This window comes from Rathayibacter sp. Leaf299 (assembly GCF_001423055.1).
In the GTDB taxonomy this organism is placed as follows: Bacteria; Actinomycetota; Actinomycetes; order Actinomycetales; family Microbacteriaceae; genus Rathayibacter; species Rathayibacter caricis.
In genome coordinates, this window is record NZ_LMNT01000002.1 from 310,744 (window position 1) to 336,663 (window position 25,920).

The window sequence follows — 25,920 nt, forward strand, 5'->3', positions numbered from 1 at the left end:
TCAGCGGCGGCGGGAGGACGCCGCGTGCGCGAGCAGGGTGGCGACGACTCCGACGGCGACGCCGACGGCGGTCTCGAGGGCGCGGTCGCGGAGGAGGACGAGCTCGTCGGTGCGGTGGGCCAACTCGACCATCAGGATCGCGAGCGGGGTGACGAAGGCGAGGGTCACGCCGTAGTTGCGGCCGACGAAGAGCTCGGCGAGGACCTGGAGCAGGACGACGACGGCGATCGTGGCCAGCGGCGACAGGGGGAGGGCGAGCAGGGCGGCGGCGATCGCGACGCCGACGACGGTGCCGAGCATCCGGTGGCCCGCGCGGACGAGGCGGGCGGCGGTGTCGGCGCCCGAGACGGCGGCGACCGCGGCGACCATCGCCCAGTAGGGGTGGCCGAGGCCGGTGGCGGTGGGGATCGCCCCGGAGACCAGGACGACGGCGCCGAAGCGGAGCATCGCTGCGCGCGTCGAGGGTCGGGCGGCGGCCGCGCGGAACGAGGTGCGCCACGGGGTGGGCGGAAGGCGGCGGGCGCGAGGGGAGGCCACTCCGGCGACACCGACGAGGAGGGCGAAGGCGGCGGACGCGGCCGAGAGGAGGAACGCCTCCGGGATGCGGGCGGGATCGGTGGGGACCGAGGCGCACGCCGTCACGGCGAAGACCGGGAAGAGGGGGCCGGGCGGGTGCCAGTGCAGGGCGTCGCTCAGGTACGCGGCGGCGACGGCGACCGCGACGACAACGGGGATGATCAGCCACTCGCGGGCGGGGGAGAGAGCGACGGCGGTGCCGACGGTCACCACGGTGACGAGGTAGGCGGCGGCCGAGAGCTGCATCCGCAGGCGCGGGCGGTGGGTGTGCTGGCGGCCGTAGAGGGCGGTGAAGGCGCCGAAGGTCGCGTACAGCGCGAGGTCGGTGCGTCCGAAGGCCCACAGTACGAGGAGGGGGACGGCCATCGAGATGCCTGCACGGAGCGCGACGCGATGGGCGCCGGCGTGCGGGCCGAGAGCGACGAGCTCCTTGGGGTGGGGGAGCGGTGGCAGCAGGGTGGTGGGCATGGCGTCCTCGGGTCGGCGGGCGGATCCGAGCGGCACCGGCCGGAAGTGTTTCACGGGTGAATCAGATATACTTTACTCGTGAATCACTTGGGGAGTCCAGCGCGCGACGCGGTCGACGAGATCCGCGACGGGTGGGCGGCGCTGCGGCCCGAGCTCGACACCGAGGCGGTCGACGTGATCGGCCGGCTGATCCGCGCCTCCGCGCTCGTCGTGCGGGCGACGGAGGAGCGGCTCGCCGCCCACGGGCTCACCCGCGGCGAGTTCGACGTGCTGACGACGTTGCGGCGAGCGGGTGAGCCGCGGTCGCCGAGCGCACTGCGGACCATCGGGCTCGCCTCCGCTCCCGCGATCACGAAGCGGCTGCACGCGCTCGAGAAGCGCGGGCTCGTCGTGCGGTCGGCGAATCCGGCCGACGGGCGGGGGGCGCTGATCGCGCTCACCGAGAACGGTGTCGAGCTGATCGACCGGGCGTTCCCCGAGGTGCTCGCGGTCGAGCGCGAGCTGCTGGCGGGCGTGTCCGCGGCGCAGCGGGCCGAGGCGGCGCGCTCGCTCCGCGCGGTGCTCGCGAGCGTGGAGTCGGCGCACGAGCGCTGAGATCCCCCGGCCTCCGCTCCGGCGCGCTCGCTACCGTGGGGGCATGCGCCTGACCTCCAGCTTCACCGTGGCCACCCGGCCGCCGCTGCTGCAGCTGGTCAAGACGGCCGTCGCGACCGTCGTCACCTGGGGCATCGCAGCCGCGGTGTTCCCCGGCACGCTGCCCGTGTTCGGCGCGATCGCGGCGCTGCTCGTCGTCGCGCCGAGCGTGAACCAGTCGTTCGCGAAGGCGCTCGAGCGCAGCGTCGGCGTGATCCTGGGCGTGGTCCTCGGCTCGGTGATCGGGACGCTGTTCGGCGGCGAGAGCGTGATCGTGCTGATCGCGATCGTGGCCGCGATCGCGGTGGGCTGGGCGGTGCGGCTGACGCCGGCCTCGGCGGTGCAGATCCCGATCAGCGCGATGCTCGTGCTCTCGGTCGGCGCGGTCACTCCGAACTACGCGTTCGACCGCATCGTCGAGACGCTGATCGGTGCGGCGGTCGGAGTCGTCGTCAACGGGCTCCTCGTGCCACCGGTCGCGCTGGGGCCCGCCGAGAGGGCGGTCGGCGACCTCACGGCGCAGCTCGCCGCGGCACTCGACGACCTGGCCGACGCCCTCCAGGCGCCGGTCCAGCGGCGGCGCCTCGACGAGCTGCTGATCAACGCGCGGCTGCTGCAGACCATGCAGGGGAAGGCCGAGGCGGCGATCGTCACGGGCGAGGAGTCGCTCCGCCTCAATCCGCGCCGCTCCGCCCACCGCGACCGCCTCGAGGCGCTCGACTCCGTCACTCCGCGGCTCGGCCGGATCGTCACGCGCGTGCGCGGGATGACCCGCACCGTGCACGACCTCTACGACGTGGAGCTGGTGCGCGAACCCACCATCGCCGACATCGCGGTGCAGCTGCACCGGGCGGCGCACGACCTGCGGCTGCTCGTGCAGTCGGCGGTCGACGTGCCGGAGCCGGAGGTCATCACCGACGAGCTGCCCGCGCTGACGGCGCCGCTGGTGATCGCGACGCCGCACCCCGAGCACTGGATCCTCGTGGGGGCGCTCGCCGAGGACCTGCGCCGGATCCGCGAGGAGATCGTGGGTGAGGAGTCCTGAGCGGCCCTAGGCGTCGTCGCGCAGCGCGGCCGGATCGGTCGCCTCGGCGTGCTGGGTCTTGCCCTCGGCGATGAGCGAGTCGTCGTCGGTGAGGATGCCGACCAGCTCGGTCACGCGGCCGCGGGCGGCGCCGAGCGGATCGGCGATCGGAGCGTCCTCCTCGGAGCGGTCTATCTCGGCGTCGGGGTAGCGCTGGAGCTCGGCCTCGTCGCGATCGGGCTGCGGAGCGCGGGCGTGCTCGACGCAGAGCCTCGCCACCTCCTCGGCGTGCGCGTGCATGACGGAGTGGGCGGCGCCGGGGATCTCCCACGCGCGGGCGTGCGGCATCGACTCCGCCAGCTCCTCGATCCACTCCCGGGGCACGAGACGGTCGTGCTCGCCGCGGATGAGGAGGGCGGACGCGCGGATCCGCGGCACCGTGTCCTCGATCGGGTAGTGCATCATCTCGGGCAGCACGCGCGAGAACCAGCGCGGACCGCAGAGCAGGTAGGCGCCGACGGCGAGCAGGGCCACCCGGCGGGGCTCGCGCAGGCTCGACTGCGCGAAGCGGAGGCCCGCGATCGGGACGCGGCGCTCGTGCCGGTTCATCACGGGGCCCAGCAGCACGATCGTCGTGAGCTCGGGGCGCTGGGCGGCCAGCTCGGCGACGACCTGCGTGCCCATGGAGTGGCCGAGGACGACCGGGTCCACGAGGCCCAGCTCGTCGATCACGCGCCCGACGAGCGCGGCGTAGTCGGGGATGCTCATGTGCCGGGCGTGCGGCGGGTGCGGGACGCCGCCGAATCCGGGTAGATCGAGGGCGTGCACGGGGCCGAACTCGTTGAGCGCGGGCGCGAGGCGCTCGAAGTACGTGGCCGCGACTCCGATGCCGGGGACCAGCACGAAGGTGCGCTCGCCGGTGCGGCCGACGGTGCTGACCCGGGCCCAGACGTCCTCGTGGCGGACGCGCTGCACCGAGACGTCGGTGCGCTTGTAGCGGCGGCGCGGATCGCGGCGGCGGGACCGGGCGGTGGCGAACGCCTCGCGCACGCGGGTGCGGGCACCGAGGGCGAGTGAGCGGAGGCCTCGGGGCACGGAGCGCCTCCTTCGATCGGGGGTGAGTGGTCGGAGCGAGCCTAGAGGCTCGTCCGAGCGCTCAGATCAGCATGTCCTCCGAACGGTGGAGGATCAGCCGGGCCGGGCCGAGGTGGAGGACGCCGTTGCCCAGCGGTGCTGTCCGCACGCCGCCGCGCCGTCGCAGCGCCTTGTGAGCGCCGGGGGCGAGCGCGACGTCGAGCCACGCGCAGGGGTTCGCCGGACGGCCGCCCTGGAACTCGATCCGCTGGTCGTCCTGCTCGAGTGCGAAGGTGCGGCCGGCGAGCGCGTCGACGTCCGCTCCGCGCAGGGTGATGTTGCGGCGTGCATCCGCCGGATCGAACGGCGCCGCCCGCAGCTCGGCGGCCGCGTGCTCGAGCGACTCGATCGCGAACAGGGTGATCGCGGCGGTGCGATGGGCCCGCTGCGCGAAGTAGCGGTCGCCGACGATGCCGAGCCCGGCGCGGATCTCGATCCGATCGGGCTGCTCGTTGCCCTCGAACGGGATCGCCCCGTCGGCGGGCCGGCCCTCGTAGCGGTGGAGCGGCGACACGACGAACCGCACGATCTCGATCGAGGCGGCTTCCATGCGCTCCACGCTACGCGGGCTCGACCCGCCGGTGGCTCACGCGAGGTACACGCCGTCGACCCGACGGGGGACACCCAGCGGGTTGCCCTCGCGCAGGGCGAGCGGCAGCAGGCGCTCCGGAGCGTCCTGGAACGCGACCGGACGCTGGAAGCGGCGGACCGCCGTCGCTCCGACCGAGGTGTGCTGCGAGGTGGTCGCCGGCCACGGCCCTCCGTGCTGCTGCGCCCACGAGACGGCGACACCCGTCGGCCAGCCGGCGAAGAGCACCCGGCCGCTGCGGTCGACGAGCGCGGCGAGCACGTCGTCGACGTCGTCGTCGGCCTCGGAGTGGAGGGTCGCCGTGAGCGAGCCCTCGAGTCCGTCGAGAGCGGCGAGCAGGTCGTCGCGCTCGCCGTAGCGCACGAGCAGCGTGGCCGGGCCGAAGACCTCGGCGCCGAGCACCTCGTGCTGGTCGACGAACACGGCGCTGTCGACGGCGTAGACACCGGGGCTGCCGGCGCCGGAGGACGCGAGCAGCGTCTGCACGCCCTCGACCCCGGCCAGCGCGGTGGAGCCCTGGACGAACCCGTCGGCGATCGATCCGGTCAGCATGGTCGCGGCCGGCGCGGTGACGGCCGCGGGCAGTGCCTGCTCGAGAGCGGAGCCCTCCGGCACGAAGACGATGCCCGGCTTGGTGCAGAACTGGCCGACCCCGAGTGTGAAGGAGCCCGCGAGTCCAGCCGCGAGCTCGCCTCCGCGCGCCGCGTCGGCCGCCGCGGTCACGACGACCGGGTTCGCGCTGCCCAGCTCGCCGAAGAACGGGATCGGAGCCGGTCGCGCGGCGGCCCGGTCGGCCAGCGCGCGGCCTCCGCGGACGGAGCCCGTGAACGCCGCGGCGGTGATGCCGGGGTGCTCGACGAGGTCGATCCCCTCCTGGTACCCCTCGACCATGCCGAAGAGCCCGGCGGGAGCGCCCGCGGCGGCGAGCGCCTCCGTGACGATCGCGGCCGTGCGGAGGGACGTGCGCGGGTGGCCCGGGTGCGCCTTCACCACGACGGGGCAGCCGACGGCCAGGGCCGAGGCGGTGTCGCCGCCCGCCACCGAGAAGGCGAACGGGAAGTTCGACGCGGCGTACACCGCGACCGGGCCCAGCGGCACGAGCACCCGCCGGAGGTCCGGGCGGGGCGGGGTGGTCGTGGCGTCGGCGTGGTCGACGACGGCCTCGAGGTACGAGCCCTCCTGCACGACCGACGCGAACAGCCGCAGCTGTGCGGTCGTGCGGGCGACCTCTCCGGGCAGGCGCGGCGAGCCCAGGTGGGTCTCGGCGTCGGCCAGCGCGACGAGCTCGGCCGAGGCGGCGTCGAGGGCGTCGGCGACGGCGACCAGCCAGCCCGCGCGCTCGGCGTCGGAGGCGCGGCGGGCCGCGGGGGCTGCAGCGACGGCCGCCCGGACGGCGGAGTCCACGGCGCTCACGCGACCATCTCCCGCGCGGTCTCGAGCAGCCCGGAGAGCACCGACAGCTGCGCCGGCGACGGATCCACGAGCGGCGCGCGCACGGAGCCGGCGTCGATCCCGCCGAGCCGGACTCCCGCCTTGATCAGCGAGACGGCGAAGCCCGGGGTGGTGTCGCGCAGCTGGATCAGGGGCGTGTAGAAGCCGTCGAGCAGCCGGCGCTGCACGGCGACGTCGCCGTCGCGGTAGGCGGCGTAGAAGGCGAGCGCGATGTCCGGCGCCATGGCGAACACGGCGGAGGAGTAGAGCGGCACGCCGATCGCGCGGTACGCGGCCTGGCTGGCCTCGGCGGTGAGCAGTCCGTTGAAGAACTGCACGTCCTCGCGGCCGACGCGGGCGGCCAGATTCACGAACTGCTGGGCGAGCGCGATGTCGCCGACCCCGTCCTTGATGCCGACGAGGGTCGGCAGGGCGAGCAGGCGCTCGGCCGTGCGGAGGCTGAAGGCCGCGGTGCCGCGGTGGTAGGCGATCAGCGGCAGCGAGGTGGATGCGGCGAGCTGCTCGACGTAGCGCGCGATGCCCTCCTGCGGCCCGCGCACCAGGTACGGCGGCAGGATCAGCAGGCCGTCGACGCCGCTCTCCTCGGCCGCGCGGATGCAGGCGCGGGCGTGGCCGAGCGGGCCGCCGACTCCGGCGATCACCGGCACTCGACCCGCGGTGGCCTCGACACCGGTGCGGACGGTCGTGGCGTACTCGTCGATGCCGAGCGCGTGGAACTCGCCCGTTCCGCAGGCGATGAAGACTCCGCCGGCTCCGGCCGAGACTCCTCCGCCCACGTGCGCGGCGAGCGCCTCGACGTCGACGCGGTCGTGCTCGTCGAACGGGGTGACGGGGAAGAAGAGGACGCCGTCCAGAGCGCGGACGCCCCCGGGTGCCTCGGTGGTCGCGTCGGTCATCGGGGTGCTCCTCGTGAGGGTGGTCATCAGAACCTCGGCAGGGTGGGGTCGTAGGTGGGATCGATGCGGCGCATGTAGCCGGTGTCGTCGCGGCGGCTGCGCCCGGACTCGAGGAAGACGCGGTGCTGGCGCTCGAGCGCCTCCTCGTCGAGCTCGACGCCGAGGCCGGGACCCCTGGGCACGACGATGTCGCCGTCGACGATCTCGAGGGCTCCGGGCCGGACGATGTCGTCGCCCCGGTTCCACGGGTAGTGGGTGTCGCAGGCGTAGCTGAGCTCGGGGCTCGCCGCGGCGACGTGCGTCATGGCGGCGAGCGAGATGCCGAGGTGCGAGTTCGAGTGCATCGACATGCCGATGCCGAACGTCTCGCAGATCGCGCCGAGCTCGCGGGTGTGCCGCAGTCCGCCCCAGTAGTGGTGGTCCGAGAGCACGATCTGCACCGCGCCCTTCGCCACCGCCTCGGGGATGTGCTCGAACGCGACGACGCACATGTTGGTCGCGAGCGGGAGGCCGGCGCCCGGGGCGACCGCGGCCATGCCGTCGATGCCGAGGACCGGGTCCTCGAAGTACTCGAGCACGTCGCGCAGCTCGTCGGCGACGTGGAGGGCGGTCTCGACGGTCCACGCGCCGTTGGGGTCGATGCGGAGCGGGTAGCCGGGGAACGCCTCGGCGAGCGCGCGGATCGCGGCGATCTCCTGCTCCGGGGCGAAGACGCCCGCCTTGAGCTTGATCGAGCGGAAGCCGTAGCGGTCGATCAGCTGCCGGGCCTGGCGGACGATGCCGTCGGGATCGAGCGCCTCGCCCCACTCGTCGGCCGGGACGTCCCTCCTGCCGTCGAGATCCGGATGCGCCGCCCACTTGTAGAAGAGGTACGCGCTGTAGGGCACGCGGTCGCGCGCCGCTCCGCCCAGGAGGTCGACGACGGGCAGGCCGACGAGGTGCCCCTGCGCGTCGTGGCAGGCCACCTCGACGATCGAGAAGACGGTGCGCTGCTCACGCCGGGCGAGGTCGGGCTCGTCGTGCAGCAGGGCGGTGCTGATCGCACGCTCGATGCCGACGAGGTCGAAGACGCTGCGGCCGATCACGGCGGAGCGCACGCGCTGGAGCCGGTCGAGGACGACCGCTCCGCCCGTGCCCTCGCCGAGGCCGATCACTCCGCCGTCGACGACGAGCTGGAGGATCGTGCGCAGCGCGAGCGGCTCGTGCACGCCGTCGGAGTTGAGGAGCGGAGGATCGCGGAAGGCGATGGGGGTGATGAGGAGATCGCGGATGATCACTGCGGACTAGCCCTTCGTTGCGCCGGAGGTGATGCCACGGATCAGCGACTTCTGCATGAGCAGGTAGATGACCAGGCTGGGGAGGAGTGCGAGGAGCGCGCCGACCAGGAGGACGCCCGTGCCGACCTGCGCATCGACGCGCAGGATGCTCAGGGCCACGGTGAGCGTGTAGTCGTCCGGGGAGTCGGCGGCGATGAGCGGGAGCAGGTACTGGTCCCAGATCATCATGAAGCCGAAGATCGTCACGACGCCGAGCACCGGCGTGCACAGCGGCAGGATGATCTGCCACAGCATCCGGAGCTCGCCGATGCCGTCCAGGCGGGCGGCCTCCTCGATCTCGTCGGGGATCTCCTTCATGAACTCGGTCATGAGCAGGATCGAGAAGCCCCAGACGGCGACAGGGAGGATCACGCCGAACGGAGTGCCGCGGAGGCTGATGCCGAGCAGCGGCACGTCGCCGATGACCTGCGAGAGCGGAACGGCGATGACCTCCTCCGGCAGCATCATCGTGAGCAGGAAGAGCAGCAGCACGAACGACTGACCGCGGAAGCGGTGCCGGGCCAGCGCGTACGCGGCGAGGATCGACACGGCGATCTGCAGGACGAGGCCGCCGCCGACGATGACGAGCGAGTTGAGGAAGTAGCCCCACACGCCCTTCTCGGTCGCGACGCGGAACGGCTCGAGCGAGGGCGCGGCCGGGAACAGGCTGAGGCTCGTGGAGTCGGCGTTGGAGTCGAAGGCGCCCGACAGGATCGTGACGAACGGCACGGCGAAGATCACGACGACCAGCGCGCAGAGCACGAAGCGGACGACGTTCGAGACCGAGAAGCCCGGGCGCCAGCCGATCGCGCTGTCGAACTGGGTGTTCTGCGCGGTGCTACGGGCACGGCGCGGCGAGAGGGCGGTCATGCGGACGCCTTCCGGTTCGAGAGAGTGCGGACCACGACGGTGAGCACGAGAGTGGCGACGAGGAGCAGGACGGAGGCCGCCGAGGCGACGCCGAGATCGTTCGCCTGGAAGCCGAGCGAGTAGACCCGGGTCATCCAGACCTCGGTGCTGCCGGCCGGGCCGCCGCCGGTGAGCACGTAGACCTCGGTGAAGGTGCGCAGGCTCCGGATGGCCGCGAGGGTGAGCACCACCGAGACGGCGGGCCGCAGCGCCGGCAGCACGATGAAGCGCAGGCGCTGGCGCACGCTCACCCCGTCGAGGGCGGCGGACTCGTAGAGCGTCCGGTCGATGCCGGTGAGGCCCGCCAGGATGATGACCATGTTGTAGGGGGCGCCGGTCCAGATGCCGACGACCGCGATGTAGCCCAGCGCCGTGGACGGGTCGCTGAGGAACTGCTGCGGCGGCACTCCGATGAGCCCGAGGGCCTGGTTCAGGAAGCCCGACTCCGTCGGGAAGTAGAGGATGCGCCATATCTCGCCGACGACCGCGAGGGCCGTGACGACCGGGAGGAAGACGGCGGTGCGGACGAACCACAGGCGGCGGGCCTGGCCCTCGAGCAGGAGGGCGAGCACCGCTCCGAACACCAGCGCGCCGATCGTCTGCACGAGCCCGAGGACCACGGTGTGGCCGAGCGCGTCGCGGAAGCGGGTGTCCGAGAGCACGCGGACGTAGTTGTCCGCGCCGACGAAGATGTCGCCGAGGAACGGCTGCACCTTCACGGTGCTCATCCGGAAGCCCTCGATCATCGGGTAGAACTTGAAGACCAGGCCCAGCAGCAGGCCCGGCGCCAGGAACGCCCAGGGGATCAGCGACCGGGCGGTCCAGGGGCGGCGGCGGGCCGCGGGCCGCCCGGCCCGGGAGCGCTGAGGCTCCCGAGCGGGCGGTCCCGCGACCGCGCCGGTGACGAGGGGGGCTGTCACTTCACGAGGTCCTGGGCCTCGAGCTGCGCCTGGAACTGCTCGTCGATGGTGGCGAGGCCCGCGGGGATGTCGCTGTCGCAGTCCGCGACCATCGCGTTCATGTTGTCGGCGAGGATCTGGCGGAACGCGGTGAAGTCGATGTTCCACGGGAACGTCTTCGAGTCGTTCGCGTAGTCCTCGGCCACGATGCTCCACCGGTCGTCACCGGTCACCGCCGCGACGTCGACCTGGTCGTTGACGGGGAGGCGGACGACCGGCTGGGAGGTGATTCCGGCCGCGTTCGTCTCGATCTTCATCGCGATCTCCTGCGCCTCGGGCGTGATCAGGAACTCGGCCAGCTGCTTCTGCAGGTCGGCCTTCTCGGAGCTGGCGCCGAAGTAGATGTTCTCGCCCTCGGCGAAGGTGGTGCTGCCCTCGGGGCCGGACGGCATCGGGATCACCTCGACGTTCTCGGCGCCCACCGCGGCGTCGAACGAGCTGATGTTGTAAGGGCCGGTGAGGTAGATGCCGGCGGTGCCCTGCGCGAAGAACGGGGTCTCGGCGGTGGTCAGGTTGACGGAGCCGGGGACGATGTTGCCCGGGGTGCAGAACTGGTCGCGGATGAAGGTCATCGCCTCCTCGGCCTCGGGGGAGTCGATGACGGAGGCGTACGTGCCCTCGCCGTCCTCCTCGAGGATGTCGGCGCCGGCCTGCCAGAGGTAGGAGTTGCCCCAGCGGGCGATGTAGCCGTTCTTGGCGCTGCCGGGGACGACCATGCCGTAGGTGTCGGCCTGCCCGTTGCCGTCGGGATCCTGCGTCGCGAAGGCGTTCGCGAGGGCCGAGAGCTCGTCCCACGTGGTGGGGATCTCGAGCCCCAGCTTCTCGCGCCAGTCCTTCCGGATGATCGTGACGTTGGCCTGACGCGACCACGGCACTCCGTAGGTCGCGCCGTCCAGGCCGACGTTCTGCTCCCAGGTCTCGTCGGCGATGTCGCCCTGGCCCTCGATCGAGTCGCGCTCGATCGGGAGGATCAGGCCCTGCGCCACGTAGGTGCCGAGCGAGGACGCGTCGTTGATCAGCACGTCGGGGAGGTCCTTCTGCGAGGCGCGGGCCTGCAGCTGGGTGTCGAACTCGACGACGGGCTGGTAGTCGATCTCGACGCCCGTCTTCTCGGTGAAGGCGTCGAACACCATCTGGTAGGACGCGGCCGACTCCGCTGCGCTGCGGGTCCAGACCTCGAGGCTCTGCTCGCCCTCTGCGGCGTCGTCGGCGGGCTCGCTCGAGCAGCCGGCCACGGAGGCGACCAGGCCGGCCGCGAGGACCGCCCCGACGAGCCGCCGCGTTCGCATGGTGTTCTTCATCGAATCTCCATTCGCATATGCAAACCGTTCACATCCTTGTGAATGCGAGTGGTAGCGTATGTACGCATCGACGACGTTGTCAATGCGGAGCGGAGAGCCGCTCCCCGATCGAGACCAGGGAGTCAGGCGCATGCCGAACCGCATCCTCCTCACCGGCGCCGCGGGTGCCGCCGCCACGGGAATCCGGCCGCTGCTCGCCGCCCTCGGCCACCGCGTCGTGCTGCTCGACATCGCCCCGATCGCTGCTGCGGCGCCCACCGAGACCGTGGTGCAGGGCAGCATCACCGACGCCGCGGTCCTCGACGCGGCCCTCGACGGTATCGACCTCGTCGTCCACCTCGGCGGGTTCTCCCGCGAGCGGCCGTGGCCCGACATCGCCGAGGTCAACATCGGCGGCACGCAGCTCCTGCTCGAGCGGGCGCACCTCGCGGGGGTGACGCGCATCGTGCTCGCGAGCTCGACGCACGCAGTCGGCTTCCACCCCGTCGGCACGCCGGTCGACGTGATGCAGCCCCGTCCCGACACGTTCTACGGAGTGTCCAAGGCGGCGATGGAGTCACTCGGCAGCGTCTACGCCGACCGCTTCGGCACGACCGTGGTCGCCGCGCGGATCGGCACGATCGAGGAGCGGCCCAGCGGGCGGCGCTCGCTCTCGACCTGGCTCTCGTTCGAGGACTTCGTGCGGCTGATCGGGGCGACGGCGACGACCGAGCGGAGCGGCTTCCACGTGGTCTGGGCCGTCTCGGCGAACACCCGCGGCTGGTTCCCGCTCGAAGCGGGCCTCGCGATCGGGTACCGTCCCGAGGACGACGCCGAGCGCTTCGCCCCGGAGATCGAGGCGTCGACGCAGGGGGAGCCGCCTGTGTCCCACGGACTGATCGGCGGCGCGTTCGCGGATGACGAGCATCCGCTGGGAGGAGTCTGGTGAGCGAGCGCGACGAGGCGGGGGCGGCCGCCGTCCGGGCGGTGAAGTCGTCGGAGCGCACGCTCCGCCTGCTCGAGGTGCTCGCCGCGCATCCGGGGCCCCTCGCGATCACCGAGCTGCATCGGCTCACCGGCTATCCCCGCTCGAGCCTGCACCAGCTGCTGCACACCATGGCCGCGAGCGACTGGATCGCGATGACGGCCGACGGCGCGCACGCGGCCATCGGCTCCCGCGCCCTCATCGTCGGCACGTCGTACCTCGACCACGACCCCGCGCTGCCCTGGGCGGTCGCCGCCCTCGAACGGGTGCGCACGCAGGTCGGCTACACCGCGCACTACGCCCGGCTCACCGGCTCCGACGTGCTCTACCTCGCCACCCGCGAGGCCCAGGAGTCGCGTCGCCGGACCTCCCGCGTCGGCCGGTTCCTGCCCGCCCACGCCACCGCGCTCGGCAAGGCGCTGCTCAGCGAGCGCACGAGCGTCGAGCGGGCCGAGGCCCTCGGGCAGGGCGAGCTCGTGGCGCTGACCCCGCACACGATCACCGACCGCGCGGCGCTCGAGGCGCAACTCGACGAGGTCCACGCCCGCCGCTACGCCGTGGAGCGCGAGGAGAACACTCCCGGCGTCTGCTGCATCGGCGTCCCCGTGCGGTACCGGATCCCGGCGACCGACGCGATCAGCGTCTCGATCCCGCTCGACCGCGCGGGCGACGACGAGATCGCGCACGTCGCCGAGACAGTGCGCGACATCGCCGACGAGCTGGCGACGACCCTGCAGCGCTCGGGCGTGCGGTGAACCCGCTCACCCGCTTCTGCGCCTACTCGTGGGACCTCGCCGACGACCCGGCGGCCGCCGACCGGGCGCTCGCCGCGGGCGTCTCGGGCGTCGCGATCGCGGCCGCGTACCACTCCGTCCGCGCCGCGACTCCGCTGCACCCCCGCCACCGCGTCGTCGATGCGGCGACCGCGGCCTTCTACCTGCCGGTGCGCCCGGAGGCGTGGGGGCGGCTCGTGCCCCGATCGGCCGCACCGTGGGCGGGCGAGGACGCGTTCGAGCGCGCCGCCGCGACGGCCCGCCGCGCGGGACTCGACGTCGAGGCGTGGGTGGTGCTGACGCACTCGTCGGTCCTCGGCACCGCGCATCCCGAGCTCTGCGTGCGGAGCGCCGCCGGCGACGTCTACCCGTACGCGCTCTGCCCGTCCCACGAGGACGTGCGCGCCTACGCGGTGTCGGTCGTGACCGAGACGGTGCTGCTCGGCGGCGTCGACACCCTCATGATCGAGGCGTGCGGGCCGCTGGGACTCGGGCACCTCGGCCACCACGAGAAGACCGCGGGCGCCGACTGGTCCCGGGTCGACGAGGACCTGCTCTCGCTGTGCTTCTGCGCGGCGTGCCGAGCGTCGATCCGCTCGCGCGGGGGCGAACCGGAGGCGGTCGCCGCGACCGTGCTCGCCGCCGTCGGCACCGGAGCGGCCCGGGTCGAGGACGCGTTGGGGGAGGCGGCGCCGCTGCTGCTGGAGGTGCGCGACCACTCCCGCCGACAGCTCACCGCAGAGGTGACGGCCGCGGCACGAGCGGCGGGCGCGCGGCGACTGCTGTTCCACGCGCAGGCGGACCCGTGGGCGACCGGGCCGTTCGCGGCGCTCCTGGACACGCCGGGCGTCGACGGCGTCGTGCTCCCGGTGACCGATCTCGCGCTCGACGGAGGGGTCCGTCCTGCGGTACCGCCCGGTGTCCGCGTCGGCGGCTACCTGCCCGTGCTCCCGCCCGTCGATCCGGAGGCGGTGCCCGGCTGGGCGGAGCGGCTCCGCGATCTCGACGACCTGTACCTCTATCACCTGGGGCTGCTGTCCCGGCGGCGGCTCGACGCGGTGGGCGAGCTGGTGACGCGACTGCGCGCGTAGCCTGAACGCGACGCGGGAGGTGCCGGGCGGATGCACGACGAGACGGAGCGCGCCCGCGTCCAGCGCCGCACGCTGATCGTGGTCGTCGTCGGGCAGGTGCTCGGCGGGGCGGGCCTGGCGGCGGGAGCGACCGTCGGCGCGCTGCTCGCGCAGGACCTCTTCGGCGGCGAGGGGCTCGCAGGGCTGTCGACGGCGCTCCTCACGCTCGGATCGGCGCTCGCCGCGTTCCTCGTCGGGCGCACGGCGCAGCGCCGCGGCCGTCGGCTCGGACTCGGGCTCGGCTTCGCCGCGGGCGGGCTCGGCGCGGTGGGCGTGGTCGTCGCGGCGGCCACCGGCAGTGCCGCCCTGCTGTTCGCCTCGCTCGTCGTCTACGGCGCGGGCAGCGCCACCAACCTCCAGGCCCGCTACGCCGCGACCGACCTCGCGCTGCCCTCGCACCGCGGCCGCGCGATCAGCACCGCGCTGGTCTCGACGACGCTCGGAGCGGTCGCCGCCCCGGCCGTCGTCGAGCCCCTCGGCGTCGTCGCTACCGGCCTCGGGCTGCCGGCGCTCGCGGGGCCGTTCCTGCTCGCCGCGGCGGCCTACCTCTCGGCGGGCGCCGCCCTCCTCCTGCTCCTGCGGCCCGACCCGCTCCTGCTCGCCCGCCGCCTCGGCGCGACGGCGGCGCCCGTCGCGGCGGCACCGGTGCGGCGCGGGGCGGCGCCGGTGGGAGCGACGGTGATGGTGCTCACGCAGATCGCCATGGTCGCGATCATGACGATGACCCCGGTGCACATGCTCGCCCACGATCACGACCTCGGCGACGTGGGGCTGGTCATCGGGATCCACATCGGAGCGATGTACCTGCCGTCGCTGGTCACCGGTCCGCTGGTCGACCGCGTCGGCCCCACGGCCGTGGCGGGCGCCTCGGGGATCGTGCTCCTCGGGGCCGGAGCGATCGCCGCCCTCGCGCCCGGCGACTCCCTGGCCCTGCTGATCGCCGCGCTCGCGCTGCTCGGGCTGGGCTGGAACCTCGGCTTGATCTCGGGCACCGCCCTCGTCGTCGAGGGCACCTCGCCCGCCGACCGCGCCCGGGTGCAGGGGTCGCTGGACGTGCTGGTCGCCCTGTCCGGGGCGGGCGCGGGAGCCGCCTCCGGAGTGGTCGTCGCGAGCTCGGACTTCGCGGTGCTGAGCCTGGGCGGGGGCCTGCTGGCGCTGCTGCTGATCCCGGTGCTGGTGGTGGCGCGGGTGCGGCGGAACGCGGTGTGAGGGAGGCGCTTTCTGTACAAAAGAATGTCGAGGACGTACGATCCGGGTATGTCGACCGTTTCCGTCTCCGAAGCACGCGCTCGTTTCTCCGAGGTCCTCGAGCAGTCCCGTCTCGAGGCCGTGATCCTCGCGCGGCACGGCCGGCCGGAGGCGGTGGTGGTCAGCCCGGAGCAGTACGAGCGGATGCGGGACGCGCTGGAGGAGCTCGAGGACGTCAGGGCCTTCGATGAGGCGCTCGCAGAGGAGGGCGAGAACATCCCCTGGGCCCAGGCCAAGGCCGACCTGGGCTGGGGATGAGCCGCTACCGGATCGAGCTGCGGCCGGCCGCAGTGAAGGCGTTGCGCCGGATCGACGCGAGGGACCGCACGCGGTTGCAGGGGGTGATCGCACTGCTCGGCGAGGATCCTCGACCGCCGGGTGCACGAGCGCTCCAGGGGCGTCCCGGCCTGCGGGTCCGCGTGGGTGACTACAGAATCCTCTACACGGTCGACGACGGCGTGCTCGTCGTCGTGGTCGTCACGGTCGGGCATCGCCGCGACGTGTACGAGCGCTGATCCTCGACGCGGAGCCGCTTCCCCTCCGGTGCACGGCGCCCCTACTCTGAGCGGCGAACCCGACCTCCGGAGGCTCCCGTGTCCCTCGTCCGCGTGCACAACTTCTCGATCTCGCTCGACGGCTTCGGCGCGGGGGAGGGCCAGACGCTCGAGGCCCCCTTCGGTCACGCCGGCCACCGGCTGATGGGCTGGGCGATGGGCACCCGGACCTTCCGCGACATGGGGCTGCCCGGCGACGGGCCCGGCTCGCGCGGGGTGGACGACGCGTTCGCGAGCGCCTGGGGAGAGGGCATCGGCGCCGAGATCATGGGCCGGAACAAGTTCGGGCCCCAGCGCGGACCGTGGGAGGACGAGAAGTGGCGCGGCTGGTGGGGCGAGGATCCGGTCTTCCGCACGCCGGTCGTCGTCCTGACGCACCACCCGCGGCCGACCCTCGAGATGGCGGGCGGCACGAGCTTCCACTTCGTCGACGCCGATCCGGCGACCGCCCTCGCGACGGCGCGGGAGCTGGCGGGCGGCGGCGACGTGCGGATCGGCGGCGGGGTCGCGACCGTGCGGCAGTTCCTCGAGGCGGATCTGATCGACCACCTCCACGTGGTGGTCATGCCGATCGTGCTCGGCCGGGGCGAGCGGCTCTGGGACGGACTCGAGGGCCTGGAGGAGCGCTACTCGGTCGAGGCGACGCCCTCGCCGTCCGGAGTGGTGCACCTCGTCCTGACGCGGCGACCGCGCTAGCGGGACGGGCCGGATCCGACCCGCGTGACTACGCTGGGAAGCCACATGGCATCCGACAGCGAGTACCCCGTCACCCTGACCGACCCCCTCGAGGAGCGCCTGCGCGCGCAGGTCGCCCGCCAGGGCGAGCAGACCGTGGCGCTGCGCTCCGCGTCGCTGCTGACGGGCGGGTACGAGGGCGAGTCGTTCCTCCTCACCGTCGGCGGCGAGCACGCCGACGGCGTGCTGAAGGGCGCGCCGTCGCTGTACTGGCCGGAGCTGTGGGGTGCTCGCGCCCTGCTCTACGTGTGGGACGAGCAGGCGGCCGACGCCGTCGTCGCGGGTCTCTCGAACGCGTCGTGGCGGGTCCGCGAGATGTGCGCGCGGGTCTGCGCCGAGCGGATCCTCGGCGGGCAGAAGAAGCTGTCGCGCCTCACCACCGACGAGCACGCCCGCGTGCGGAGCGCCGGGGCGCGGGCGCTGGTCGCCGTCGCGATCGCGGGCATCGGCTCCGGCCGGGACGAGAAGGGCGAGTTCGCGGCCAGCGTGGAGCAGACGCTGACCGCGATGCTGCGCGACCCCGACCGCGACGTCCGCCGCGCGGTGCAGCAGTCGCTCGAGGCGCTGCGCGCAGCGCGCGCCTGAGCCCCGAGTAGCGTCCAGGGGTCGCCGCCACGCGACCGGCCTCGGAAACAGAACTGTATGGTACAGTTTTGTTCGTGCAGCCTGCCGTGTCCGCCTACTCGCTCCGCCGCGCGGACGCGGTGCTCGAGGCGACGCTGGACGTTCTCGCCGAGGTCGGCTTCGCCCGCCTGACCGTCGACATGATCGCGACGAGGGCGCACGCGTCCAAGGCCACCATCTACCGGCGCTGGGCGACGAAGACCGAGCTGGTGCGCGCCGCCGCCGCGCTGGTCGAGGTCGAGACGGTCCCGGCCGAGGTCGACGCCGACGCCGCCGACGCACTGCGCGCCGTCCTCGAGAGCCTGCGGTCCATGACCGTCGGCCGGCTGGGCCGCCTCGTCACCGCGCTGACCACCGCGGCGGTCGACGACCCCGACATCCGCGCGACGGTCCACGAGGAGCTCGTCGTGCCGCTGCACCGCGGCACCGCGGCCGCCCTCGACGAACTGCGCGACGCCGGAGTGATCGACGCGCACGCCGACACCGCGCTGGCCGCGCAGGCGCTGATCGCGCTGACGGTCGACCGCGCCGTCGCCACGGGCGCCGCGGCGACCCCGGCCGAGCTCGAGGCGCTGCTCGCGGCGTGGGTGCTGCCGGTGCTGGCGCCGGCCGCGACGGGACGACGGACGAAGGGGCCGACGGCCGGACCCGGATAGCAGGAGCACCGCTCCCGCATCCCCGTCACCCTCTCCCGTCAGGAACACCCGTGCCCACGCCCTCCCGCGCGCCCGAAAGCGCGCGCCGCACTCCTCGTCGGGGCCGTCCCGGCCTCACCCTCGCCGCCGTCTCGTTCGGCCTCTTCATGGTCGGACTCGACGGCACCGTCGTCTCGATCGCCAACCCCGCCATCGCCGCCTCGCTCGGCACCTCGTTCGCCGAGCTGCAGTGGATCACCAACGCGTACCTGCTCGGCCTCGCGGTGTTCCTCATCCTGGGCGGCACGCTCGGCGACCGCTTCGGCCGCCGCCGCATGTACCTGATCGGCGTCGCCGCCTTCGCCGTCACCTCGGTCGCGATCGGCCTGGTCGGGTCCGCGGAGGGGGTCATCGCCTTCCGCGCCCTCCAGGGGCTGAGCGCCGCGCTGCTCATGCCGCAGACGCTCGCCCTGCTGCGCTCGACCTTCCCGAAGGAGAAGTTCGGCATGGCGGTGGGCATCTGGGGCGGCGTCTCGTCGGTCGCCATCGCGGCGGGCCCGATCGTCGGAGGGGCGCTCGTCGCGCTCTTCGGCTGGGAGTCGGTCTTCTTCATCAACGCCCCGATCGCCGTCGTCGGCCTGATCCTCGGCGGCAGCGTGCTGGCGGAGTCGACCGCTCCGACCCGCGGCCGCTTCGACGTCGCCGGCGTGGCCCTGCTCGCTCTCGGCCTCTTCGGCCTCGTGCTGGGCGTCGTCCAGTCGGAGTCGTGGGGCTGGACGAGTCCGCTGACGCTCGGCGCGATCGCGCTCGGCCTGGCGCTGCTCGCGGCCTTCGTCGTGGTCGAGAACCGCGTCGGGACGCCTCTGGTGCCGATGTCGCTGTTCCGCAACCCGACGCTCTCGGTCGGGGCCGTCGCCATCGCCGTCAACTTCTTCGCCCTGTTCGGAGCGACGTTCTTCCTGTCGCTGTTCCTGCTCAACCTGCGCGGCGTCGCGGGCGTGCAAGCCGGCGTGATGCTCCTGCCGCTCAGCGGGGTGTCGATCATCGCGTCGCCGCTCGGAGCGATGCTGGTCGCGAAGTGGGGCATCCGGCCCACGATGACGACGGGGCTCGGCCTGATCGCCGTCTCGATGCTCGGGCTGACCTTCCTCACGACCGACTCGGCCTACCTCGCGATGGCCGTGCCGTTCGTGCTGCTCGCCCTCGGGGTCGGCCTGGTCATGACCTCCGGAGCCGACGCGATCGTCGGCAGCGCACCCGTCCGCCTGGCCGGCGTCGCGGGCGGGCTCCAGGCCACGTCGCTGCAGCTCGGCGGTGCGCTCGGCACCTCCGTCTTCGCCGCGGTCGTCGCGGCGGCCGCGAGTGCCGGCACCAGCGGGCTCGGGCTCTCGGAGTCGGCCCGCGAGGGCGTCGCGCAGGGGCTCGTCCCCGCCGGCGCTGCACCGGACGTCGCGGCCGCGGCCGCCGACGCGTTCCTGAGCGGGCTGCACACCGCGTTCCTCGCCGCCGCGGTGGTCGCGGCGATCGCCGCGATGCTCGCCGTGGTGTTCGTCCGCTCCAGCACCCCGCATCACGACGGGGCGACGGTGCTCGAGGAGGTCGCCACGGGCACGGCGGCCTGACGACGGCGAGGGCTCCCGTCGCGGGAGCCCCCGCTCAGCCGCCGACGCTCGAGCCGAAGCCCGACTTGCCCGTGCTGCCGAAGCCGCCCGAGAGGGTCTGCTTGGAGCCGACCGTCGCTCCGGCCGGCGCCTTCTGCACGACGTCGGGCTGCGTCGCTCCGCGCGCCGCGAATCCGCCGCTCGTGACGGGCGCCCAGCTGGTCGCGCGGGTCGAGTTCCACCGCGACGACGCGAAGATGAGCGGCCCGAGCCAGAAGCCGCCGGCGTAGTGGCCGCGGTACTCGTCGGTCGCCTCGCAGAGCTGCTCCGGATCGTCGGCCACGGTCTCGCCCTCGGCCTGCAGCTTCGCGATCTGCTCGCGGACGTCGGCCAGGCAGTCCTCGCGGCTGGCGTAGACCGGGCGCTCGGCGTTCTCGGGGATCACGTAGTCCTCGCCGTCGGCTCCGGTAGTCACGACGCCGTCGGACGACGGATCGCCCGCGCTCAGCGCGACGGCCAGGCCGATCGCCCCGACCGCGACGACTCCGCCGATGATCAGGCCGCGGCGCTTGGAGGCGATGCCGCTGATGCCCACGTCGGCGGAGCGGCGGCGGTCGGTGCGGACGGCGCTGTCGTCGTCCTCGGTGGCGGCGTCGCGGGGACGGTTCTCGGGGTCGGTCATCGGGTCTCCTCGTCCTGCGGGCGGTCGTCGCGGGCGTCCTGGGGGCGGGTCGGCTCGGGACTGCCGAAGGCGGGATCGCTCCGCCCGCCCTCGATGTAGTGGGGCACGAACTCGGCGAGATCGCCCGTGATCAGGCCGCTCGTCTCGCGCACATCGATCCCGGCGGGGGTCTCGCCGACGATCCAACTGCCGATCACGACCGTCTTGCCGTCGAGGCGGGCGAGCTCGGCGCGTGCCTGGTGGATGAAGCCCTCCTCGCCGTAGACGCCGCCGTTCTCGGCGACGACCGAGCCGTCGGCGTCGAGGACCGTGACGTTCGCGCCCTCCCGGCCGAGGCGGGGCTTGCGCACCTGGGCGGTGCCGACGAGCGGCTCGGCGGAGGCGGGGAGCAGGTTCGGGTGCCCGCGGAACATCTCCCAGAGCACGACGAGCAGCTGCTTGTTGCTGAGCAGGAGCTTCCACGCGGGCTCGACCCAGCGCGTGCGCTCGCGCCGGTCGAGCAGGAGCCCGCCGAACTGCTCGCCGAGCATCCACTCCCACGGGTAGAGCTTGAAGATGCGGCGGATCGGCTCGCCGTCGGCGTCGACGAAGCCCGCGCCGTCGAGCTCGTACCGGATGTCCTCGACGAAGATCAGCTTGGGGTCGAAGCCCGCCTGCGCCGCCGTCTCGGCCATGTAGGCGACGGTGTCGGCGTCCTCCACGATCAGCTCGCCGTCGCCGGAGTCGCGGAGCGACGCGAGGTGCAGCCGGGCCCCCTCGTCGAGTGTCCAGCGCTCGAGCCGGAGGTGGCGCCACTGTTCGACGAGCTGCTCGTGCAGGCTGTTGAACTGGTCGGCATCGGGCCCGTGCACGTCGATCAGCCACTGCCACTGGGCGGCGGCCGTCTCGACGAGCGAGGTCGGGGTGTCGGCGTTGAACTCGAGGAGCTTCACCGCGCCGCGGTCGTCGTAGGCGAGGTCGAAGCGGCCGTAGACGGTGGGGTCGTCCTCGTCCCAGGAGGTGCGCACCAGCTCGTGGAACCGCTCCGGGATGCCGAACTCGGCGAAGCGCCCCTCGCGCACGACCTTCTCGCACGCCTCCATGCAGAGGTCGAACAGCTCCTTGGTCACGCCCTCGAGCAGGTCGATCTCGGCCGGGGCGAAGCTGTAGGCCGCGAGCTCGTTCCAGTAGGGCCGGCCGCCCTCGGACGGCAGGTCGTAGAAGCTGAAACCGACCTCGTCGAGGCGGGCGCGCCACTCCGGACGCGGGGTCGAGGTGTGTCTGCGCATGGTGTCTCGTCAGTGTACGTCCGGGTTCCGACACCGGGCAGGGGTTCCGGTGCGGTGCGGAGGCGCTCCACGCGGCAGACTCGACGGGAGCACGACGCAGGGGTGCGCTGGGCACCGCCCGAGCCCCGACGCCGTCGTCGGATCCGACCGGAAGGCAGTCCATGACCACCGCACCCCGCATCGCTCCGCTCGACGGGCTCCGCGTGCTCGAGCTGGGCAACTTCATCGCCGCTCCGACCGCGGGCCGGCTGCTGGCCGACTTCGGCGCCGAGGTGATCAAGGTCGAGCGGCCCGGCACCGGCGACGAGCTGCGCAAGTGGCGCCTGCACGCCGGCTCGACGACGTCGATGCTGTTCCACACCATCAACCGCAACAAGAAGTCGATCACCCTCGATCTGCGGACGGAGGAGGGCCGCGACGCCGTCCGCCGGCTGGCCGCCGAGTGCGACGTGGTGCTCGAGAACTTCCGGCCCGGCACCCTCGAGCGCTGGGGGATCGGGCCCGACGTGCTGAACGAGGCGAACCCCGACCTCGTGATCGGCCGGATCTCGGCGTTCGGGCAGACCGGCCCGCTGTCGGAGCGCCCCGGGTTCGCCGCGGTGGCGGAGGCGATGGGCGGGTTCCGCGAGCTCGTCGGCGACCCCGACCGGCCGCCCGTGCGCGTCGGCGTCTCGATCGGCGACTCCATCGCCGGCCTCTACGCGGGGTACGGAGTCATGATGGCGCTCTTCCAGCGCGAGACGCGGCGGGCGGCGGGCCTGGGCCCCGCACCGCTCGAGGAGCGGGTGATCGACGTGGCCCTGAACGAGGCGATGTTCTCGATGATGGAGTCGCTGATCCCCGACTACCAGGCCCACGGCGTCGTCCGCGAGCGCGTCGGCGGGCGGATGGAGGGCATCGCGCCCACCAACGCGTACACCTGCTCCGACGGGTCGAGCATCGTGATCGCCGGCAACGGCGACGCGATCTTCCAGCGCCTCATGGAGATCATCGGACGCGAGGATCTCGCCGCCGACGAGGGCCTGGCCTCGAACGACCTGCGCTGGCGGCGCCGCGACGAGCTCGACGCCGCGATCGGCGCGTGGACGGCGACCCAGACCTCTGCAGAGGCCCTCGCGGTCCTCGACGAGAGCGGCGTCCCCTCCGGCCCGATCTACACGGCGGCCGACATCAGCGCGAGCGAGCAGTACGCCGCGCGCGACATGATCCAGAAGTTCGACGTCGACACGGGCGCCGGCACGATCGAGGACGTCGGCTTCCCCGGCGTCGTCCCCGTGCTCGGCGGCCGATCGCTCCCGATCCGCACACTCGCCCCCGAGCTGGGGCACGACACCGAGGAGGTCCTGGCGATGCTCCAGGGCGCGACCCCCACCCCCCGCGCCGCCGAGGCGGACGCCCGATGACCGCGCGCCTGCGCGACGTGACCCTGCGCGACGGACTGCAGCTCACGGGCCGGATGCTGTCGACCGAGCGCAAGGTGGGCCTCGCCCGCGCGCTCCTCGCCGCCGGGGTGCCCGAGCTCGAGATCGGCTCGATGGCCCGCGGCGACGTGGTGCCTCCGATGGCGAACACGCTCGAGGTGATCGCGGCGCTGACGCCGGAGGAGCTCGAGCGGAGCTGGGTCTGGGTCGCGACTCCGCGGCACATCGAGAAGGCCGCGGCGGCCGGAGCGCGGAACTTCCAGTACTGCTTCTCGGCCTCCGACTCGCACAACCGCGCGAACATCGGCCGCCCCACCGAGGCGAGCCTGGACGCCATGCCGGAGGCGGTCGCGCTCGCCCACGGCGTCGGCGGGCGCATCCAGCTCTGCATCGCCACGTCCTTCACCTGCCCGTTCGAGGGGGCGGTGCCGGAGGAGCGCGTCCTCGCGATCGCGAACGACCCCCGGGCCGAGGGTGCCGAGGACGTCGTGATCTGCGACACCCTCGGTCAGGCGCATCCGGGGCAGGTCGCATCGCTCGTCGCGCGGGTCGCCGCCGAGACCCCGCCCCGCGAGATCGTGTTCCACGGCCACGACACCTGGGGCTCGGGCGTCGCGAACGCGCTGGCCGCCGTGCAGGCGGGCGCCTCGGTCGTCGACGGAGCGCTCGGCGGACTTGGGGGCTGCCCGTTCGCGCCGGGTGCGAGCGGCAACACCGCCTCCGAGGACCTGCTCTTCGCGATGCGACCGGAGTGGCTCGACACCGCGGCGTTCGCGGCGCTGGTCCGTCAGTCGGAGAGCCTGCTGGAGGAGCTCGGCGAGCCGAACCGGTCGAAGGCGCGGCAGGGTGCGCGGTCGCCCGCGAAGGCGTTCCCGTGGGTGCTGGCCGACTGAGGACCGCGAGCCCCGGTCCGTCGCAGCCAGAAGCGCGCTACTGTAAATAGTCAGCTAGCTGATCGATCGAGGAGCGACATGTCCGCCGCAGAGACCCCCACCCGCGCCGACCGGATCCGGCAGACGGTCGTCGCCGTCAGCGCCGTCCTGGCCCTCGTCGGCTCCTTCCTCGGCTCCGGCGCCGCCGGAGGCACGCAGATCGCCGACGCCGCCGGCGGCGCGCTCAGCGCCTCCTCGACCCCGGTCGCTCCGGACGGCCCCGCCTTCGCGATCTGGAGTGTCATCTACGCCGGACTGATCGCCTACGCGATCTGGCAGTTCCTCCCTTCCCAGGCCGCGCGGACCCGTCACCGCCGCCTCGGCTACTGGGCCGCGGCGAGCCTCCTCCTGAACGCCGCGTGGATCCTGGTCGTGCAGGCCGGACTGCTCGTGCTCAGCGTCGTCGTGATCGTCCTCCTGCTGGCGGTCCTCGCGCGGATCTTCGTCCTGCTGCGTACGACGCGCACCTCCGGGAAGGTCGACGCGGTCGTCACCGACGGCACCTTCGGCCTCTACCTCGGCTGGGTCTGCGTCGCGACCGTCGCCAACGTCACGGCGGCGCTCGTGGGCTCCGGCGTCGGAAGTGCGGACGGCCCGGGCGCGGACGTCTGGGCGGTCGTCGTGCTGGCCGTGGCCGCGGTGATCGGAGTGGCGCTCGCCGTGGCCGGACGCGGTCGCCTCGCTCCGATGCTCTCGCTGTGCTGGGGACTGGTCTGGGTGGCGGTCGGCCGGTTCGGCGGCGAGCTGATCTCGGTTCCGGCGGGGATCGCGGCGCTGGTCGCGGCGGTGGTGGTGCTCGTGGCGACGCTGGCGGTGCGCCTCGCGGCGGGGCGGCGCGTCCCCGCCTGACGCACCACCCGCCGCTCACTCCACGAGGTCCTTCAGGATCCGGAAGAACGCGCTCTTGCCCTCGAGGCCGATCCCCGGCAGCTCGCCCGGAGCGACCCGGCTGCCGTCGATCACGGCGTCGTCGGTGAAGCCTCCCGTCGGCTGGAACTCGCCCGGGTAGGACTCGTTGCCGCCCAGGTGCAGCGCGGCGGCGATGTGGAGGGAGAACTGGTGCCCGCCGTGAGGCACGCAGCGGCGCGAGGACCAGCCGTGCCGGGCGAGCTCCTCCTGCACGCGGAGGTACTCGACCAGCCCGTACGACAGCGCCGGGTCGACCTGGATGTAGTCGCGGTCGGGGCGCATGCCTCCGTGCCGGAGCAGGTTGCGGGCGTCCTGCATCGAGAAGAGGTTCTCGCCGGTGGCGATGGGCTTGGAGTAGTGCTCCGAGAGCGTGGCGTTCAGCGCGTAGTCCAGCGGGTCGCCCACCTCCTCGTACCAGAACAGGTCGTAGGGCTCGATCGCGCGGCCGTACTCGAGCGCGGTGGCGAGGTCGAACTTGCCGTTCACGTCGACGGCGAGGCGGGAGCCGTCTCCGCCCAGGACGTCGATGACCGCCTCGATGCGCTCGAGGTCGTCGGCGAGATCGGTGCCGCCGATCTTCATCTTCACGACCTCGTAGCCGGAGTCGAGGAAGCGGCGCATCTCGTCCTGCAGGTCGCGGGTGGTCTTACCCGGCGCGTAGTAGCCGCCGGCGGCGTAGACGAACACGTCGTCGTCGGGGGAGCCGTCGCCGTAGTGGTCCGAGATCCACCGGTAGAGGGGGACGCCCGCGACCTTCGCCACCAGGTCGTGCAGCGCCATGTCCACGACGCCGACCGCGACCGAGCGCTCGCCGTGACCGCCGGGCTTCTCGTTGGCCATCATCACGGTCCATGCCCTCGTCGGTGAGAACTCGCCGCTCTCGTCGTGCAGCTCGTCGTCCGAGGCGGCGAGGAGGCGGGGGAGCAGGCGCTCTCGGATGATCGGCGTGGCGTTGTAGCGGCCGTTCGAGCTGAATCCGTAGCCGACGAGCGGCTTCCCGTCGACGACGACGTCGCTCACCAGGGCGATGATCGAGCTGTCCATCTTCGAGAAGTCGATGTACGCGTTGCGCATCGACGAGCTGATGGGGATGGTTCCGACATGGGCGGCGACGATCTTCACGTATGCTCCTCCGATTGCTGGATGCATCTTATAAGATGCGATCACCACCGTATGCTGAGTGCCTC

Annotated in this window: 27 protein-coding genes; 15 read left to right on the forward strand and 12 right to left on the reverse strand. The window is 73.1% G+C overall.

Features of this window, described 5'->3' with window-relative positions; translation table 11 throughout:
• Positions 1 to 1,044 (reverse strand): FUSC family protein, encoded by a 1,044-nt coding sequence (locus ASF48_RS08740; RefSeq protein ID WP_055789882.1) that lies wholly within the window; start codon positions 1,042 to 1,044, stop codon positions 1 to 3.
• Positions 1,045 to 1,122: 78 nt separating this feature from the next.
• Between ASF48_RS08740 and ASF48_RS08745 the strand changes: the two genes are divergently transcribed.
• Together ASF48_RS08745 and ASF48_RS08750 are read left to right on the forward strand one after the other, a co-directional pair.
• Positions 1,123 to 1,638 carry a MarR family winged helix-turn-helix transcriptional regulator gene (locus ASF48_RS08745; protein ID WP_162238031.1) on the forward strand — a complete coding sequence of 172 codons (516 nt, stop codon included), beginning with the start codon at positions 1,123 to 1,125 and terminating at the stop codon, positions 1,636 to 1,638.
• A gap of 43 nt (positions 1,639 to 1,681) precedes the next feature.
• Complete coding sequence (locus tag ASF48_RS08750) at positions 1,682 to 2,722, forward strand: FUSC family protein (protein ID WP_055789885.1); 1,041 nt, start codon at positions 1,682 to 1,684, stop codon at positions 2,720 to 2,722.
• 6 nt (positions 2,723 to 2,728) lie between these two features.
• On the opposite strand, the gene ASF48_RS08755 is transcribed toward ASF48_RS08750, so the two are convergent.
• The 8 genes from ASF48_RS08755 to ASF48_RS08790 all read right to left on the reverse strand — a co-directional run bounded on the left by ASF48_RS08755 (position 2,729) and on the right by ASF48_RS08790 (position 11,257).
• On the reverse strand, positions 2,729 to 3,796 hold the full coding sequence (locus tag ASF48_RS08755) for an alpha/beta fold hydrolase (protein WP_157603114.1): 1,068 nt from the start codon (positions 3,794 to 3,796) through the stop codon (positions 2,729 to 2,731).
• 61 nt (positions 3,797 to 3,857) lie between these two features.
• Complete coding sequence (locus ASF48_RS08760) at positions 3,858 to 4,385, reverse strand: MOSC domain-containing protein (protein ID WP_055789888.1); 528 nt, start codon at positions 4,383 to 4,385, stop codon at positions 3,858 to 3,860.
• 36 nt (positions 4,386 to 4,421) lie between these two features.
• Entirely contained in the window at positions 4,422 to 5,837 is a 1,416-nt protein-coding gene (locus ASF48_RS08765) for an aldehyde dehydrogenase family protein (protein ID WP_055789891.1), read from the reverse strand.
• Complete coding sequence (locus ASF48_RS08770) at positions 5,834 to 6,772, reverse strand: 5-dehydro-4-deoxyglucarate dehydratase (protein ID WP_055791420.1); 939 nt, start codon at positions 6,770 to 6,772, stop codon at positions 5,834 to 5,836. Before ASF48_RS08770 ends, ASF48_RS08765 begins: the two co-directional genes overlap by 4 nt.
• A gap of 26 nt (positions 6,773 to 6,798) precedes the next feature.
• Positions 6,799 to 8,049 carry a glucarate dehydratase family protein gene (locus ASF48_RS08775; protein WP_055789895.1) on the reverse strand — a complete coding sequence of 417 codons (1,251 nt, stop codon included), beginning with the start codon at positions 8,047 to 8,049 and terminating at the stop codon, positions 6,799 to 6,801.
• 6 nt (positions 8,050 to 8,055) lie between these two features.
• Positions 8,056 to 8,958, reverse strand: coding sequence for a carbohydrate ABC transporter permease (locus ASF48_RS08780; RefSeq protein ID WP_055789898.1), 903 nt, complete (start codon positions 8,956 to 8,958; stop codon positions 8,056 to 8,058).
• Complete coding sequence (locus tag ASF48_RS08785; protein ID WP_082481157.1) at positions 8,955 to 9,917, reverse strand: carbohydrate ABC transporter permease; 963 nt, start codon at positions 9,915 to 9,917, stop codon at positions 8,955 to 8,957. Before ASF48_RS08785 ends, ASF48_RS08780 begins: the two co-directional genes overlap by 4 nt.
• Positions 9,914 to 11,257 carry a sugar ABC transporter substrate-binding protein gene (locus ASF48_RS08790; protein WP_082481158.1) on the reverse strand — a complete coding sequence of 448 codons (1,344 nt, stop codon included), beginning with the start codon at positions 11,255 to 11,257 and terminating at the stop codon, positions 9,914 to 9,916. The genes ASF48_RS08785 and ASF48_RS08790 overlap by 4 nt, the downstream gene beginning before the upstream one ends.
• 130 nt (positions 11,258 to 11,387) lie before the next feature.
• On the opposite strand from ASF48_RS08790, the gene ASF48_RS08795 reads away from it, so the two are divergent.
• From ASF48_RS08795 to ASF48_RS08840, 10 genes are all read left to right on the forward strand, one after another.
• Complete coding sequence (locus ASF48_RS08795; protein ID WP_055789899.1) at positions 11,388 to 12,185, forward strand: NAD-dependent epimerase/dehydratase family protein; 798 nt, start codon at positions 11,388 to 11,390, stop codon at positions 12,183 to 12,185.
• A complete protein-coding gene (locus ASF48_RS08800; protein WP_200930999.1) occupies positions 12,182 to 12,976 on the forward strand; it encodes an IclR family transcriptional regulator in 795 nt (264 codons plus the stop codon). Before ASF48_RS08795 ends, ASF48_RS08800 begins: the two co-directional genes overlap by 4 nt.
• Complete coding sequence (locus tag ASF48_RS08805; RefSeq protein ID WP_055789904.1) at positions 12,973 to 14,085, forward strand: hypothetical protein; 1,113 nt, start codon at positions 12,973 to 12,975, stop codon at positions 14,083 to 14,085. Before ASF48_RS08800 ends, ASF48_RS08805 begins: the two co-directional genes overlap by 4 nt.
• A 30-nt stretch (positions 14,086 to 14,115) precedes the next feature.
• Positions 14,116 to 15,333, forward strand: coding sequence for an MFS transporter (locus ASF48_RS08810; RefSeq protein WP_055789907.1), 1,218 nt, complete (start codon positions 14,116 to 14,118; stop codon positions 15,331 to 15,333).
• 48 nt (positions 15,334 to 15,381) lie between these two features.
• Positions 15,382 to 15,630 carry a type II toxin-antitoxin system Phd/YefM family antitoxin gene (locus ASF48_RS08815; protein WP_055789909.1) on the forward strand — a complete coding sequence of 83 codons (249 nt, stop codon included), beginning with the start codon at positions 15,382 to 15,384 and terminating at the stop codon, positions 15,628 to 15,630.
• On the forward strand, positions 15,627 to 15,887 hold the full coding sequence (locus ASF48_RS08820) for a type II toxin-antitoxin system RelE family toxin (protein WP_055789912.1): 261 nt from the start codon (positions 15,627 to 15,629) through the stop codon (positions 15,885 to 15,887). The genes ASF48_RS08815 and ASF48_RS08820 overlap by 4 nt, the downstream gene beginning before the upstream one ends.
• A gap of 78 nt (positions 15,888 to 15,965) precedes the next feature.
• Positions 15,966 to 16,622, forward strand: coding sequence for a dihydrofolate reductase family protein (locus ASF48_RS08825; protein ID WP_055789915.1), 657 nt, complete (start codon positions 15,966 to 15,968; stop codon positions 16,620 to 16,622).
• Positions 16,623 to 16,667: 45 nt separating this feature from the next.
• Positions 16,668 to 17,246 (forward strand): HEAT repeat domain-containing protein, encoded by a 579-nt coding sequence (locus ASF48_RS08830; RefSeq protein ID WP_235576958.1) that lies wholly within the window; start codon positions 16,668 to 16,670, stop codon positions 17,244 to 17,246.
• 74 nt (positions 17,247 to 17,320) lie between these two features.
• Positions 17,321 to 17,941, forward strand: a complete 621-nt coding sequence (locus ASF48_RS19900) for a TetR/AcrR family transcriptional regulator (RefSeq protein ID WP_235577217.1) — start codon at positions 17,321 to 17,323, stop codon at positions 17,939 to 17,941.
• A 50-nt stretch (positions 17,942 to 17,991) separates the two neighbouring features.
• Positions 17,992 to 19,542: an MFS transporter gene (locus ASF48_RS08840; RefSeq protein ID WP_055789921.1), complete on the forward strand. Its 1,551-nt coding sequence runs from the start codon at positions 17,992 to 17,994 to the stop codon at positions 19,540 to 19,542.
• Between the two features lie 34 nt (positions 19,543 to 19,576).
• Here the strand turns inward: ASF48_RS08840 and ASF48_RS08845 are convergent, their stop codons facing one another.
• Together ASF48_RS08845 and ASF48_RS08850 are read right to left on the reverse strand one after the other, a co-directional pair.
• A complete protein-coding gene (locus ASF48_RS08845) occupies positions 19,577 to 20,203 on the reverse strand; it encodes a hypothetical protein (RefSeq protein WP_055789924.1) in 627 nt (208 codons plus the stop codon).
• Positions 20,200 to 21,471, reverse strand: coding sequence for a glutathionylspermidine synthase family protein (locus ASF48_RS08850; protein ID WP_082481161.1), 1,272 nt, complete (start codon positions 21,469 to 21,471; stop codon positions 20,200 to 20,202). The genes ASF48_RS08845 and ASF48_RS08850 overlap by 4 nt, the downstream gene beginning before the upstream one ends.
• Before the next feature lie 161 nt (positions 21,472 to 21,632).
• On the opposite strand from ASF48_RS08850, the gene ASF48_RS08855 reads away from it, so the two are divergent.
• The 3 genes from ASF48_RS08855 to ASF48_RS08865 all read left to right on the forward strand — a co-directional run bounded on the left by ASF48_RS08855 (position 21,633) and on the right by ASF48_RS08865 (position 24,673).
• Positions 21,633 to 22,874: a CaiB/BaiF CoA transferase family protein gene (locus ASF48_RS08855; protein WP_055789927.1), complete on the forward strand. Its 1,242-nt coding sequence runs from the start codon at positions 21,633 to 21,635 to the stop codon at positions 22,872 to 22,874.
• A complete protein-coding gene (locus ASF48_RS08860; RefSeq protein ID WP_055789930.1) occupies positions 22,871 to 23,785 on the forward strand; it encodes a hydroxymethylglutaryl-CoA lyase in 915 nt (304 codons plus the stop codon). Before ASF48_RS08855 ends, ASF48_RS08860 begins: the two co-directional genes overlap by 4 nt.
• A 78-nt stretch (positions 23,786 to 23,863) precedes the next feature.
• Entirely contained in the window at positions 23,864 to 24,673 is an 810-nt protein-coding gene (locus ASF48_RS08865) for a tryptophan-rich sensory protein (protein WP_055789932.1), read from the forward strand.
• Positions 24,674 to 24,688: 15 nt separating this feature from the next.
• On the opposite strand, the gene ASF48_RS08870 is transcribed toward ASF48_RS08865, so the two are convergent.
• Complete coding sequence (locus ASF48_RS08870; RefSeq protein WP_055789935.1) at positions 24,689 to 25,855, reverse strand: mandelate racemase/muconate lactonizing enzyme family protein; 1,167 nt, start codon at positions 25,853 to 25,855, stop codon at positions 24,689 to 24,691.
• Between the last annotated feature and the right edge of the window lie 65 nt (positions 25,856 to 25,920).